A 14,553-nucleotide genomic window follows, 5' to 3' on the forward strand; every position below is an offset into this window, starting at 1 on the left:
GGCAACTGGTAAAGTAGGGGATCCGACTCTTATATCTATATAACAACTGAAAAGCCGTAAGATTTGATTCAAACGGCTTTAACTAAATTACTGAAAGGAATGTTCAAGCATTGATATAAAAGTTTGTAAATTTGCTTCATGGACACGGAAACGACCTGTTCGAGACACTTCAGTATCTATACCATTGATAATCATATGAACAATATCGATTATTGCAGGCGTTTTGCTGTAATTGGCTAAGAAAAACGGGTGTAAGTTTTTAGTACTAGCAATCTTCGATTTAGCAAGTATATGTGCATCATACTGGATATTGGATAACGACATAGATTTTACGACTAAATCATATTTATCTTTGTATACTTGTAACAATGCCTTAAGATCAAATTCTAAGGGCTGTAGATTACTTTTTAAGTCAAAAAGCGTCCTTATCATCTCAAATGGGTATTTCATACTTCTAGGTGGGTCTATCACGTATAAAGCATATTTAGTATTAAAACGAATACAGAACTTTACTTTAATATATGATACAGATTCAATCATTGAAATATCTCCATCTGGAGTTTCAATTTCTTGATTACGAATCTGTTTTTCAATGAACTGAACGACTAATTTATCATTGTCGTCATCGATAACATCAAACCCAAACCCCCCTTCACTGGTATATGGCTGTGTGGCAAGGCGCTCTCGAACTACCGATTCATAGGTAATCTGATCAACCTTATAAATTTTAACTTTAACCATCAACTAGCCTCCTGCTTATCTGGCTCAGATTTAGGCTGATAGCTCGCTTCTGCCTCTGAGCTGACGAAGTCATTAACGACGAAAATATGTTTTTCTAAATGATATATTACTTGATCAAATTCAGCGTCCGTAAGTTTTACTCTCGTCTCAGGTTCTCCAGCTGTCTCTTTGCTCACAATTTTAAACTTGAGATCTGTGGCCTCATATTTTTGATCAAATGCTAGTTCAAAAGTAATAACGGGGTTACCCGGTAGAAATGTAGCTTTTGACTTCCACTTAATTTGGCTACGATAGAAGCTATCTTTACATAAGTCTTCTATTTGACTAGTGTTAACTAATGATTTTCCGTCGTATGACGCATTATCAATGAATGTTTTGTTTTCCTTATCATCTATTTTGGCATCATTCTCGAATTCATCACCTTCACCTTCATCGACCTCGATAAATTCTTCATCGTCTAATATTGTCCTAATTTTACTTACACGAACCTTTTCTAATCCCGCATAGATAAACTTAGAGGATGATGAATGTACGTGCTCAAAATCATATATATTTAATGCAAATGCATTTCTCAAATCAGCATCCTTGATGTCAGATAGGTCTATTTCTCTAACATCAATAATGGAACGAGTCTGTTCTTGGTATGTTTTTAATATCTTATTAAGGATCTCTTTAATTCGTTTTGTATAGGTATAACGAACAGACACATAGTCTTTACGTTGAATAAATCGAATTTCGCCACCATACAACTTTCTTTGCTGAAATTTATTACGTTTAAAATCGAATTCAGTGTATTCTATAGAAACGGTGTACATTCCAATTGCACCAAAGTGCTCAATTTCTTCATTACCTAGCATTGATGGTCGGTTCTGTTTTACTATTTCAATGACATCATGTAATTCATCAATATCAAAGTCACCAAAGTCTGCTTGGCCGTTGAAAATTCTCTTGACTGAATACAGCTCTTGATTGGATTTTGAGTCAAGTTTTTTCTGTATATTTTCAACGTGAGAGTATGAAAATGGTAAGTCGGCAAGTCTTTCAACTAGTTCTTCTCGCTCCAACTTCTTAGAAAAAATCAGCCCCCGATCAAAGCCAATTTTACGTAGTGATTTAGGCGCCATCTTAGATTTATTTGAATGCAATGCAGTATATATATCGCTTTCGTTCGCAAATAGTGTTGCTTGATACTTATTCATTTTCTTCTTTCCTTACCCAAAATCACATATACGAGAGTGGTTTTTACTTGCTACTTGAAAATCGAAGATCGAAACAGTCTTTGTATGAATAGGGATAGAAATGACGGTATCTTTCAGGATAGTTAGTTGCTGAGCATTAAATGAATACATTCCAGCATAAGACGTTATAGCCTGCTGCAAATAACTACTACTTTCTGAGGAAAATGGGGTACAGATGTAAATGCGATCAAACTGGCTCAGTAGTTGGTAGTTAAAAATATACTCAAGTACAAAGATAAATGGGTTCTTTGTCAGAGCATCTTCACTCCAAAAAATGTTTAATATCTTTTTGTTCTCTCTCTTAACCGTGTCCCCATCAATTTTTACAAAAAAATCATGCTCATAAGTAAACATCAACATGCCTGAAGTGATCATTTCGATTGAAGCTGGTAGTTTAGTATCTTTAACTGAAATCTTGTTGTGTTTATCAGGGTAGAAGAAGCCACACTTTTCGCGACTTGGTATTTTTTGCCAAAGTATTTCGTCTGATTTAGAATCACAAGGAATATTGCGACGTCGATTAATTTCTTCTACCGAACTAAGTAGAAAACGAATAGTTTTAGGGTCAAATATGGCCATCATTGAGTCGGAGGGAAGGCTATAATCTGCATTTGGCACACCAGATAATTTAGTCAATAAGTCGTCATCGTACATCTCGTCGTGATTGTAAATGAAAAGCATCCCATGTACTTTATAGTTGCTAGGTTGCTGTAATAAAAACTCACTTCGCCACTCTTGACTTTTAGATGAACACTCGACTTGTTCAGACAGGCTACGGATAGTTTTCATTATATCAGAGTAATTTCTGATAGTTTTTTTTGAGTACGACTTTAAATCAGTTTGTACGTAGATTGTTACTTCGCTGTTATATGGATCAGGATACGAGAATACAATATCAGTCGGATGGGTTTTTATTTTGGGTTTTTCTGCATTTTGTTGTGCCTTTGTAAGGTGAGAACGCATACAGCAGTCCCAGTTTATATCAGTTTTATCACTGACATCCCACTTCATTTCAGTAAAGATTTGACTTGAAATGATTTCTGCTATCACACCGATATTCTTAGTTTCTGCCACTACGTTAACCTGTATAAGTTGTTGATTGTTATCAGGTGATTTTATCGTCACTCAAGCTTCGCAGCAATGGCTAAATACTATTATCAGATTACGGTGGTTTTTATGACTACTTTAAGCTCTTTCTGTTGACGCACTAACGACTCAGAACCAAACAACCAACCAATTAGCGGAATGTCACGTAAGACAGGCACTCCGCTTTCACTTGTCTTTTCTTCAGTTGAGATAAGGCCACCAAGTACAATCGTCTCACGGCTTTTCACTTTGGCGACTGTCTTAAGAGTCCTCTTGTTCGTGATAATATCCGCCGCCTGAGTGGAATTGGTGACGGATTGAGACTCTTGTTCAATTTCCAGTACGACATAATCACCCATAACATGCGGTTTCACGTTGAGTGATACTCCCACATCTTGGCGTTCTATGGTGTTAATCTTATTTCCGCCGTCCGTCACTTCGGTAGAGGTAATGAAAGGGACGTTCTGGCCGACCGTGATGTAACCACTTTCCCGATCCATGATTAACATTTGGGGCCGAGAGAGCAGCTCTGCATTTTCATTGCTCTCTATAGCCTTAACCAACGCCGAAAAATCACCACGTTCATACATCAACACATTGTCACTAGTAAGACTGGCAATGGTGGTATTGGTAATGAAGCCTGCATGCTTAAACGCAGCATCAAGATTAACTCCAACCTCATGCGATTTATCAACGCTCGATTCAGTGATAATCGCCTCAATGAACACTTGGCGTTGTGGCTTATCGATACCATTCATTAGTGTATCTATTTTCGCGAGTTGCTGTTCAGTGCCAGTGATGATGAGCGCGTTCGTGGTTGGTAGAACTTCAACATTATAATTCTGTACTGGTTGCTCTTTGATAGCTTGGTTTTGTGTAGCAGCCAACATCGACGAAATCAGGTCAACAACCTTTGTATTCCGCACGTGTTCGAGGCGATAAAGCTTCACATACACGGGGGTAAGTTGAGTAACCGCCTCTGTGGTGAGTTGAACAATATAGACATTGTCTTTTTTTACTAACTGATAGCCATGCGAACGAAGCACCGAGTTGAAGAAAGCAGGGTACTCACTTGATATTAAATCCGGCGCGGTAAAACTAACTGTTCCAGTGACACCTTGACCAAGTACAATCGTTTGACCGGATTGAGTCGCAAACCATGACACAAATTCCGCAATGGGTGTGTTGGCGGTTTCAAACTTAGTCGGTTCATCTGCGAAAGCGGCGAGGGGAATAAGAAGGAATAAAAGGGCAACCCCACTGACGCGCTGTGCTTGTCTGCTCATTATCAAAGCCAAATTGAAAAGCATTTGACTCTGACAATCGAGCTTAGGTTGATAGCCATTAGCAATACAGTTCATGAGATGGCCCTCCGCGATTGACCGTGATGTGACAACGTGACTTGGCTGTAAACTGATAACCCATGGCGGCCAGTTCCATGCTGTTCTTACGTTGGCCGTCTTTATCGATCTCAAAGCTAAGCTGACCATCCGGCGTTTGCATGTAGCTGGTAATACGATAGCCAGAAAAATTGAACGCTTGATAGTTTGGCTTCTCTACTGTCGACGTCATTACATTAGTAACGGTGTTAGTCTCCGAGGTGTAGAGCAAAGACACGCCAAGAGAGAGCAGGGAGCCCAACGTAAACATGGTCAAACGGGAGTATTTACGCGCCACAATTTTGGTGATCCGCATGATGTTTCTCGCTGTATAAGGGACACGGTAACGTCCGTGAGAGTACCAAGTCGGCAACTTCATATACACGCCGTCTTCATAGTGACTCGAAAAGATTTGTTTGGTGTCGTAAGTGGCATAGAGTTCAGTTCCCCACAGGTGCCACTTATCTACGGTTAAGGCTTGCGCGTTATCGCCATACTTCACGATACCAATGTGTAGCTTGGGCAGTTTCAAGTGGATCAAACCGAGCGTAATGATCCTAATCGCCGAGGACACTATCGGAATTTGCATCCTATCGAGACGGCGGCAAAATACCGTGTGTTCGGCCAAGGCTAAACGCGCTTGCTTATCGACAATCGAAATGTCTTGCACGATAAAAATGATGTCCCAACCTTTTTTACGTGCATGCAGAAACCAATTGATCACGTCTTGGCGAGATTTGTCATTCCACGTGCGCGAGTTAAACCAGGTGCCACATTCATCCAGAACGAGTAAGCCATTTTTCGATTCATCATAGCTTTGGTTTCCGTTACCCAACGCGTCTAAGTCTTGCAAGGTCGGTTTGTCTGGAACTCGATAGCATTGCGTTTTCTTGGTATAGCGCCCGAGCATCGCACACAAATTGAGATCAAGATTGGTGGCCACAGGAACGCCGCGAATGAGTGCCTCTTTAATACGGCCCACCGAGGTAAGTGACTTACCTGCACCGAGTTTGCCCGTCACAAAATAGACCGCCATCGCTATACCCCCGCAACCTTAGTGATCGCGTAGTATTGCCATTCCCACACCCAGCGAAGTAAACGTGCAGACATAACCGCAGAAAAACACGGAATAGAGTTAGACGGTAGAAAGAAATCAACCGCTTGATTCAACGCTGGAGGGACCACAAACGACAGCGCCCCGAACAAGGCATAAATGGCCGCCGATAACCCAGCCGCCAGACCAATGATCATCACAACGATGGTTAAGTTAATGGCAAAGCCACGCGTTAACTTGCGAGCAAAAAACGCCATCACTTGAGCAGCGAGACTACCGAAGAACATTGCAATGGCAGGAATTCGAAGCGCCCCCGCGACACTGCTAATAATGGGTAATAGAATAACGGGCATGAACTTATCTCCTTATACGTTACGCGGTCGCTTTACGACTTTTGGGCGTGACTTCATCAAACAAAATGCTCATCAGCATTAGTCCCGTGTACAAATAGAACAGATAGGACAACACCGTTTTGATTTGCGCCGAGACACTGCAATCAATCGACATCGTTTTACCTGAGAACTCGAACACCAACGGCGAACAATTCCCAACTTGAGGAAGCACCGCCAACATCGCATCGTTCAGCGCGGTAATGTTAGACTCAACCTCACCCGTTAGCGGAGTGGTCGCGATGGCCGTCGCACTATCAACAGCAGTGGTTTCAACGTTATCCAATTCACCGTCGGCCACTTCACTCACTTGCGTCATGATGTCGGTAATGGTTCCCGAATCGAGACCATGAGGGTTTTCACAATAACTATTCTCTGCACTTGGCACACAAGCTTCACTCTCTACCGCCTCTTTAAGTGCATCCAATTTTTGACCGAGCTCATTGGTATTGTCATTAATGGCATCCGTCGCAAGATTGGTTGCCGCCACAGTCCGAGAACCTGCATTCGCAACCGCTCCCGTGGTCTGCAATTGGAGATCCTTTTGCGCTTGGAATATCTGATAATCCTGATTCAGTTGGTCAACCACCGACTGACCCACCGCGTTATTGGTCGCGTTAAGCTGATTGAGCGCCGTATTAATATCCGCAACGCCTTGAGTGAGATTAGTATCGAGAGAAGTGAGTGCCGTATTTGCATCACGGTTCAGATTCTGTACTGCTTCAAGTACCGCCGTATCGGTAGAGGACGTTTCTGTTACCGTATCGGCTTCTTGCTTATCGTAAGAGTCGGCTTTTGGCGCAGTGCTTGCGGTCGCTGGATTGAAATTTAATTCGGGAATGGGAGGGGGTGTCGTTGGATCATAATCAGCCATACACTCTGGCCAGCCCGCCTTACCAATCACGCAGGCATTAGGTTGAACACATTGAGGCGTATACGTTTCCGTTTCATTGACACATTGCGCGGAATAAATGCCTTCACTTACTTCGCATTGTTCTTTGTCTGAAGCCATCATAGCCACCGTTTCATCTCGATCACAAAACTCAGGCAGTGGCTCACAGGCTTTAGTATCAGGGTTATATGATTCAGATGATGGACAAGCATTCACAACGGAGATATAAAAAAGCATACCCTGAGTTACCGCCGTCACTCCATATATTCCGCCATTTGATAGATAAGTACTTATAATCGTACCGTTATCGTGTTCACCACCATGTGTAAGCCAACCACACCCGATAAAAAAATCAGGGGCAACGGTCATTCCAACTGAACCACATTGTGGATTTGACCACCAAAGGCTAGACGTTAACTTATAGAGAACGGGTGGCGTTTCATTCGCATACGACCGTTGTGGGAAAGAAAGTAATAAAATAGCTAATAATAAAAATGAACCTGAGTAATAGCGCATAACATTTCCTTTGTTACTTGCTAAAAATAAGGGCGGAGAACCCGCCCCAGAAGTACGACTAAAAAGAGTAATTAAGTCGCTTTGCTGACCGCTTTTTTGAATAGCTTGATACCTGCAAACCCGACCACCACAATAATGGCGATGCTCCATGCCGATCCCAAGAAATCCGTTGCTGCCGTGGACACCGAATCAACCGCTGCTTGCGCTTCCGTACTCAAAGCCGCATGAGCAACCGAACCGACAAGAAGAGAACTTACTGCTAAAATTTTTCCGTAATGCTTTTTGATCATGTTCATAATGTGTATTCCTTACACGAGTTAGTTTGACGTTGAAACCTCGACCGCACGTTTCCAAATAAGCAGCTGCTTACCAATCGCGTAGCCAAGGATAAACACTGTCGAAAATGACCCAACCATAAAATCAATAGACAGCATTTATCTTTGCCCCCCGAATATCATCCCAATGCCCAAAATCACGAACAACAAGCCGATAAACACCATCAATTGGAAGTTATCAAACGCGGCCATAAACTCAGTAAATTGGGCATCTTTCATCGTCGTCTATCCGCTATTTCGCTTGAACTTGGGGTAGGGCGTGGAGATAAAACCCATTCAATGACACGTGTTTTCCGTCATCATTACCGAAGCTCATTTCGCGATATTGGATCTCAAATTGGTGACGCTTACCAACCAAACTCTTGAGCATTTTTCCGGCTTCACCGTTGGCCCACAGATCGGCACTGACTTTGACATCAATCGCCTCAGTGGGATTGGTGGTCAGGAATTTAAACTTGCCTGACAGCAACGCTTCACCCGTACTGCGATTGGTTTTGGTTTCTTGCGTGATGTCCGCATCATCAAAGATCAAACCTTCAATTTTCATAACCATTTCCTTTTTGTCGTTCGTTAGTTGTTGAGTAAATTAAAAGAGGGAGTTATTGACACAAGTCCAAGGAAGAACTCACATTAGAGTCGGCGGGGCTGCGCCCACCAACTCTAACGCGAGTCCTTCTAAACCCTCAGTCAGATACACGGCCTCAAGGTGTTCGCAATATTGCATGCGCTCTTCGTACTGCTGGAATCTGTCTTCCAACATGTATTCGTATTCGCGATTGCGCTCCATGACATCGAACCAATCAACAAGATTCGACATGACGCCTTCACGAGAGCGCTCAAACACTTTCTTGTCGGTTACTTTCCATTTGCGAAAACGCGTCATGATGTAGACGTTCTTAAACATCAAGCCATTAACTCGCGCTTGGGCCGCATCGCCGTATTGGGTAACAGCATCATCCGATTGGCATATTTTCTCGATGGCTCTTGGCACCATGTAGTGCAATTTCACCGGCGTCTTTTCGCCATTCACAATCACGCCACCCATGGCATAGCAGAAGGCTTTCCAATCTCCATCGTCCGCCGCGCGGCGAACCTTTTCTAATATGTAATGCTCAGCATTGTTGAGATCTGAAAACATGGCGTCATCCTCGTTGAATTCTTCACGTAGTCGGCGAAGCTCGCGCCAAACACTCACGGACGGGCCACCTATGAACTGGAATTGTCGTATTTGATTCACGCGTGACCACGTCACAACACGTTCGGCGGCCTCGGTTCCTTGTAGATTTGAGCCCTTATCGCCATCAATATGCTGGCCATCGATGTTTTTGCTTAGATATTTGGCCACATAACCAACCGCAGAGCCTTTTTTGAAGTCAATATGCTCACAAGTGAAGCGATGTTTCTGCGCACCTTTCTCATTGGGTGAATCTTTGAGCGATAAACGGCGGAATTCGGACACCACAAAATCGCGATGTTTTGGCTCCAAAAACAGCAAATAGTGATGATGCGGCGTACCGTCTTGGTGGGGCTCGACGATGCGCATCCCATAGGTATGAATTTTGTGTTTCGACAATAATTTGCCTAAGGCTTGCCACACACCCATGATGTGTTGATGCGAGGTTTTGGCATCAGGACGGCCAGCGTCTAGCCATTTTTGATTCATCTTTCCACCGGAAACTGGATGGAAGCGGGAAGGGGCCGTGGCGGTTAGGAAAATCGCAGCATGATCAGACTCTCTCGCAATGTCTTCAAAGCCACGGATACGAACGAACATTTCGCCACGGCGTATCTCAGGATTAGAAACCGATTTATCAGACAGCTCTTTCAATGTGAACCAGTTATGCTCGTTGCCATCTTCATAGGCCACGGTTTGTTCTAATACGATTTGATTCGACTTACGGCGCTCTCGATGACGTTCCACTGAAAAGTCTGAGCAGTAGACTTGTTTTGCGCGTTGCACTAACGCCAAATCGCGCGCCACTTGTTCCACGGTGTACGCACACTTGCGGCGAAGCTGACGACACAGCCATTTTTCATCCAACGCACGGTTAACCAGTGCAAACAATTCGCCGTTATCTTCGGCTTGTTTGATTTGTGACTTGCGAAAGCTCAGGCCCAACATGGCCAACAATTCCACCGCAACTTGAAAACGCTCTTGCTCTTCGTCGACACCGAACTTAGCCAACTCGCGCATAAACTGTTTGGATTTGTCCGCCGCCAGTATACGAATGTCGTCATCGTCCATGGCCGCGCTGTAATTAAATTGATTGAGGCGATGATTGGCGTCGGTCATTTGGCGCAGCGCTTCAATATCGTCTTGTTGTTGGCACACATCTTTAAACGTTCGGATCATGTCTTTGCAGAATCGGCCATTGCGTTTGAACGAAGCCGGAATGCGTAACGTCGAAATACTCGGCTCGGCATCGGTGGTGACAATGTGATTGTGTTGGTCGAACATCCAGCGCGAAAATGGAGTGGGGCGCGTGTGGTCAACTTTGGGCTTAGTCAGATCCAATTGATAATCGTAGCTGTCAGGTTTAAAGGCATCGTTGCTAGTGCGAGCTGGCACGAAACAAGTTTTTCTTGTCTGCATGTCTTCAAGTACTTGATACATAATTTGTCCCCGATGGCTTGGTAACGATTTATCATTACTCTAAGACACTATTAATCGTTCCTGCAAGATACGATTTTTTGTTATCGTTGGACTAGAATGAAGAAAACGGAGAAATGAATATGTATCAAAGTCAGCTATTAGACGCCTACAAAAAGGCGAAAAACTACATTCAAGACAAGCAGATTGCCCATGACTTAGACTTACCTAAGTCCAGAATCTATGAAATGAGAAAGGGAAAGCGCTATATCTCTGATTCAGAAGCAGTTTTCTTGGCAAAAGAAGCAGGAATTGATCCTGAGCTGGCATTGTTAGGTTGTCACGCGGATCGCAACGAAAACCCAGCGATCAAAGCCATGTGGGAAACCATCGCAAAAAAATTCGATAGCCGTGGATTACGAGCCATATCAATGGCTAGCGCGGGTTTAGCTTTGGTTCTAACATCCGATTTCGCCCACGCCTCTAAGTGCGCATTATGTATCTTATGTTAAATGAATATGAGGTTTCTCTATTCTTCCATATCTTTATTGGGTAAATTGAACATAATGATGATTTACCATAAAGTATATAATTAGTATTAATAATCACTTGGTTACGTTCTGGCGAACTCTCCATGTGACTATTAATATAACTATCTGGTAATTGAATATTTAGGGTTTGCGAAAATTGGCTTTACATGAAGACTGATAATAATCTGACTTATGAGTTAGCTGAACGGCATTCAAATATATCTGAGAATTTTAATTACATTGCCGGTTGAAACGTCGACCGATGCCATTACGTTGTGTTTTGTCCATTCTCCATCTTGGTTCTTTTCGTCAAACTCTGTACTGACAATGGCCTTTGGCTTATTTATACCGTACATAACTAAACGATAATCTGTTTTTACTGGCCGATACGATCTCTCGTCTGACACAAACTGATGCTTAACCAAATCATTGAGCTCTACGTAAGATCCGTTGCTATGATTGAACCCTCGCTCAAACTGATCAAAATTCACATAATGATATAGCTTGCCATGTTGGTACTCGTCGTAGCATGTGTTCGCCGCCGAACCCAACGTTAGGTTCCCATTTGCCGTGTAGGTTAACTCACTTACACAAGCATAAAATGAATTAGCTTGGGTGGATCGAACTGCGTGTGTGGATATGAAACTATTGATGATGAGATGTTTTTTACTTTGGCTGAGTTTCGAAAATTCGGTTAAACTCAAATTCTTGTTTTCAACGAAGCTCTCTCTTTGAGTTGCCGCGTAGATGATAAGGCAAACAAACAGTATTATCCCAACAGACATAAACCATCGCGCGACTCTCTCCTTAGATTCATTCATCTCCAATTCCTTGTCAATTTCAAATAAGTGAAACTTCGATGTACTAACCACATACGTGTGCGCGAACAGATTATCAGATAACAAAAATATATTGTGCAACCTAACACACAAACTTTAAAGCAACTGTTTAAAATGAAGACGCTCAATAATTATCTGAAATCAGGATTAGCAGAGAAAAAGGTTTATCTAAAAGGAGTTGAGAAAGTACTGATGAGACAAAGTGAACAAGAACTAAGAAATTGACTTAAGCCGAACAATTTGATGGTCGGCTTAAAAATCCGTGTAACTAACAGTAACCGAAGAATGGTATAGCCCGCTTATGATAAGACCAAATGAAAAGGCATTTATTATATTTAAGACTAACCATTAGTCATCATCGAGAGAAAATCCCTCTTCGACATACACATTACGGATGCGTTCTTGTACCTTTTTTGGCACTATCTCCGAGAAAATAAGAAGTGGCCCTGCATTTCTTTTTAACACTTTTAATTCACCATCGAAAGGTACGATTTCACCGATCTGAATGATGTTGTGTTTGAACCTTTGGGGAAAGCCCCCTTTTGACCAAACAATCACCCCACCCTTAAACTTTACGTGCAATAAAGGTTTTTCTTGAGCGCCTATCCAGCACGCGACCAATAGAGCAATAATTAATATTGCGTATAACATCCCTTTCCCCTTAATCAGAGAGTAACTTTGTCAGATCCTGTTTAAGACTGCTGACCGTTTCCGTAGCTTTTTCACTGCGCGACGCTTCACTTAACAAATACTCGATAGCATCAGACAATGTACACCCTAGCTCGTTTGCACGTTGAGACAACTTTTCCCACACGCGATAATCCAGATCGATGGATTTTTTCTTAGTGTGAACTTGTTCAGCATTAAAGTGACGTTTTCGTTTTGCTCGGATAGCCTGCTTCAACTTATTGTCAAGAGACAAGGCCATGTGCTGTTCAATCCACTGCATAACTAAGGTCGGCTCATGCTCTATATTTTGCAGTTCGTTAATTGCAGCCTCCGCTTCACTTGAATCAATATAACGAGTAATGACTTCACCTTCTTTCCACTTCTTGAGTAAGTATTGCCATTTCCACCCGCATTCTAAATTTTCAAGCTGTTGGTATTTCATTTAATTGATGTTCCTAATTACTTTAGTGACAGCGTAACTCAACACAATAGGTTTGTACAATAAAGATAGAAACAAACAGCGCAACCGTCCATTTGTACTAACACAAATGTGTCACTTTCTATATACTCTTAGATCTCTGTTATGTAAAAGACTCGATACTCAATGAACCACGAAAGCTGGCGTTCTGTTACACCTCAATTTGATAATTTTAGCTCCACAATTAAGCAATACCAATCTATCCCACAAAATTCCGTTTTAGGGTGCCAGCCGAGGCTAGGAAAAACGCTCAAGAGATTCTCTCAGTTATCAGGCGTTGCCAAGATATTGACGATAAAAGCTCCAGATAACACGGTTTACCACCGTTTATTTGTTGAAGCACTGCAACAAGTTAGCGAAAATACAGTCTCCGTTGTTTCAAGCTGCAGCCTAGATATGCGCGATATATTGGGTAGTTACTCTGTGGATAAGCAAGGTAATGTATCGAGTTCGAAACAAGGTGTCATCGCTGAAGCTGAAGGTGGCTTTCTGATCGTATCGGCCAACTTGATTACGCAGAACCCTATCGCATGGTTTAAGTTAAAAGCAGCCGTGTTGGGTGAGGACGTTGAAACCTACAACGCCACACCGACAAGGTTAACGACTCAAGCGGTGAAGCAAGCGCACAACGTTAAATTGGTTATCCTCGGTGACAGAGCCACCTTGGATGATATGCAACTCCTAGATCGTGACATCAATAACGGTATTAACCTTTATACTGAATATGAACCAGAAATAGAGCTAACCGAAGAAAGCATTGCGAGCTATCTGGGGTTTGTAAGATGGTTATCCGGCCATTACTCGCTGCCACCTTTAACTCCTGATTCACTTATCCAAGTAATGAAAGAAGGAGCAAGATACACCGAAGATCAGCGCTACATGCCCTTAGATGTTGTCTGGTATCGAAACTTGCTAGAAGAAGCTGCGTTGGAATCTTCTCAGAGTAATGCTCTCTCTACAGATGATATCGAAAATGCTATTGAAGAAAGATACTATCGAGAGTCTTATCTACCTGAACGCGCGCTTTCCGATATTTTTGATGGACAAGTCATTATTGAAACCAAGGGGGAAACTGTTGGCCAAGTCAATGGTTTGACCGTTATCGAAGTTCCAGGGCACCCAAGACCCTATGGTGAGCCTGCTCGTATCTCATGCGTGATTCACTTTGGTGATGGTGATATATCTGACGTAGAGCGAAAAGCGGAACTCGGTGGAAACTTACACGCCAAAGGGATGATGATCATGCAGGCGTTTGTGTCATCGGCTCTAAAACTTGATGAACCTTTACCCTACTCTGCTTCCGTAGTGTTCGAGCAATCTTATTGTGAAGTGGATGGCGATAGCGCTTCTCTAGCAGAGCTGTGCTCTTTTGTTAGTGCTTTATCAGAATACCCAATCAATCAGCAAATCGCCGTGACCGGTGCCGTCGATCAGTTTGGTCGAGTTCAAGCCGTTGGCGGACTAAATGAAAAAATCGAAGGCTTCTATCACGTTTGTCGCCATCAAGGGCTCACTGGGAAACAAGGCGTTATTTTGCCTAAATCCAATTTGAAGCACCTTGCGCTACACAAAGATGTGATTGAAAGCATCAAAAAAGAAGAATTCCACATCTGGTCGGTGTCCAATGTTGACGAAGCTGTGCCTATCCTTATGGGACACCCATTTAGAGGCGAAGATGAAGCTAGCGTAATAAGCCATATTGCTAAGCGGATTAATAACTACGAACGCCACGAAGTGCCAGAAGGAATGTTAACCAGAATTATCAAAAACTGGCTTAATTAGTACTCATCGGACTTGTTTAGCGAACACGTGTTCAC

At 42.7% G+C, this 14,553-nt stretch carries 15 protein-coding genes; 2 read left to right on the top strand and 13 right to left on the bottom strand.

The window, feature by feature from the left end; genetic code table 11:
* Nucleotides 1–87: 87 nt before the first annotated feature.
* The 10 genes from L4C34_RS10385 to L4C34_RS10430 form a co-directional block, all read right to left on the bottom strand.
* The gene (locus L4C34_RS10385; RefSeq protein WP_428789277.1) at nucleotides 88–741 is read right to left on the bottom strand and encodes a hypothetical protein; all 654 of its coding nucleotides are present in this window, start codon (nucleotides 739–741) and stop codon (nucleotides 88–90) included.
* Nucleotides 741–1,940: a hypothetical protein gene (locus L4C34_RS10390; RefSeq protein ID WP_428789278.1), complete on the bottom strand. Its 1,200-nt coding sequence runs from the start codon at nucleotides 1,938–1,940 to the stop codon at nucleotides 741–743. The genes L4C34_RS10385 and L4C34_RS10390 overlap by 1 nt, the downstream gene beginning before the upstream one ends.
* Nucleotides 1,941–1,952: 12 nt before the next feature.
* Nucleotides 1,953–3,053 carry a PD-(D/E)XK nuclease domain-containing protein gene (locus tag L4C34_RS10395; RefSeq protein ID WP_428789279.1) on the bottom strand — a complete coding sequence of 367 codons (1,101 nt, stop codon included), beginning with the start codon at nucleotides 3,051–3,053 and terminating at the stop codon, nucleotides 1,953–1,955.
* Between the two features lie 83 nt (nucleotides 3,054–3,136).
* On the bottom strand, nucleotides 3,137–4,351 hold the full coding sequence (locus L4C34_RS10400; protein ID WP_428789280.1) for a secretin N-terminal domain-containing protein: 1,215 nt from the start codon (nucleotides 4,349–4,351) through the stop codon (nucleotides 3,137–3,139).
* A 58-nt stretch (nucleotides 4,352–4,409) separates the two neighbouring features.
* Complete coding sequence (locus tag L4C34_RS10405) at nucleotides 4,410–5,480, bottom strand: zonular occludens toxin domain-containing protein (protein ID WP_428789281.1); 1,071 nt, start codon at nucleotides 5,478–5,480, stop codon at nucleotides 4,410–4,412.
* Between the two features lie 2 nt (nucleotides 5,481–5,482).
* On the bottom strand, nucleotides 5,483–5,851 hold the full coding sequence (locus L4C34_RS10410) for a DUF5455 family protein (RefSeq protein WP_428789282.1): 369 nt from the start codon (nucleotides 5,849–5,851) through the stop codon (nucleotides 5,483–5,485).
* A gap of 19 nt (nucleotides 5,852–5,870) precedes the next feature.
* Nucleotides 5,871–7,295 (bottom strand): hypothetical protein, encoded by a 1,425-nt coding sequence (locus L4C34_RS10415; protein ID WP_428789283.1) that lies wholly within the window; start codon nucleotides 7,293–7,295, stop codon nucleotides 5,871–5,873.
* A gap of 71 nt (nucleotides 7,296–7,366) precedes the next feature.
* Nucleotides 7,367–7,591 (bottom strand): major coat protein, encoded by a 225-nt coding sequence (locus tag L4C34_RS10420; RefSeq protein ID WP_428787983.1) that lies wholly within the window; start codon nucleotides 7,589–7,591, stop codon nucleotides 7,367–7,369.
* 271 nt (nucleotides 7,592–7,862) lie between these two features.
* Entirely contained in the window at nucleotides 7,863–8,177 is a 315-nt protein-coding gene (locus L4C34_RS10425) for a chemotaxis protein (protein WP_428787984.1), read from the bottom strand.
* 78 nt (nucleotides 8,178–8,255) lie between these two features.
* Nucleotides 8,256–10,244: a replication endonuclease gene (locus L4C34_RS10430; protein ID WP_428789284.1), complete on the bottom strand. Its 1,989-nt coding sequence runs from the start codon at nucleotides 10,242–10,244 to the stop codon at nucleotides 8,256–8,258.
* Nucleotides 10,245–10,363: 119 nt separating this feature from the next.
* On the opposite strand from L4C34_RS10430, the gene L4C34_RS10435 reads away from it, so the two are divergent.
* A complete protein-coding gene (locus tag L4C34_RS10435) occupies nucleotides 10,364–10,732 on the top strand; it encodes a DUF3693 domain-containing protein (RefSeq protein WP_428789285.1) in 369 nt (122 codons plus the stop codon).
* A gap of 230 nt (nucleotides 10,733–10,962) precedes the next feature.
* Here the strand turns inward: L4C34_RS10435 and L4C34_RS10440 are convergent, their stop codons facing one another.
* The 3 genes from L4C34_RS10440 to matP all read right to left on the bottom strand — a co-directional run bounded on the left by L4C34_RS10440 (nucleotide 10,963) and on the right by matP (nucleotide 12,700).
* A complete protein-coding gene (locus L4C34_RS10440; RefSeq protein ID WP_428789286.1) occupies nucleotides 10,963–11,571 on the bottom strand; it encodes a hypothetical protein in 609 nt (202 codons plus the stop codon).
* A 366-nt stretch (nucleotides 11,572–11,937) separates the two neighbouring features.
* Nucleotides 11,938–12,240, bottom strand: a complete 303-nt coding sequence (locus L4C34_RS10445; protein WP_428789287.1) for a DUF3634 family protein — start codon at nucleotides 12,238–12,240, stop codon at nucleotides 11,938–11,940.
* A 10-nt stretch (nucleotides 12,241–12,250) separates the two neighbouring features.
* Nucleotides 12,251–12,700, bottom strand: a complete 450-nt coding sequence (gene matP, locus L4C34_RS10450; protein WP_428789288.1) for a macrodomain Ter protein MatP — start codon at nucleotides 12,698–12,700, stop codon at nucleotides 12,251–12,253.
* Between the two features lie 162 nt (nucleotides 12,701–12,862).
* On the opposite strand from matP, the gene L4C34_RS10455 reads away from it, so the two are divergent.
* On the top strand, nucleotides 12,863–14,518 hold the full coding sequence (locus L4C34_RS10455; RefSeq protein ID WP_428789289.1) for a S16 family serine protease: 1,656 nt from the start codon (nucleotides 12,863–12,865) through the stop codon (nucleotides 14,516–14,518).
* Nucleotides 14,519–14,553 lie beyond the last annotated feature (35 nt).

The organism is Vibrio profundum (assembly GCF_050337555.1).
GTDB classification, from domain to species: domain Bacteria; phylum Pseudomonadota; class Gammaproteobacteria; order Enterobacterales; family Vibrionaceae; genus Vibrio; species Vibrio profundum.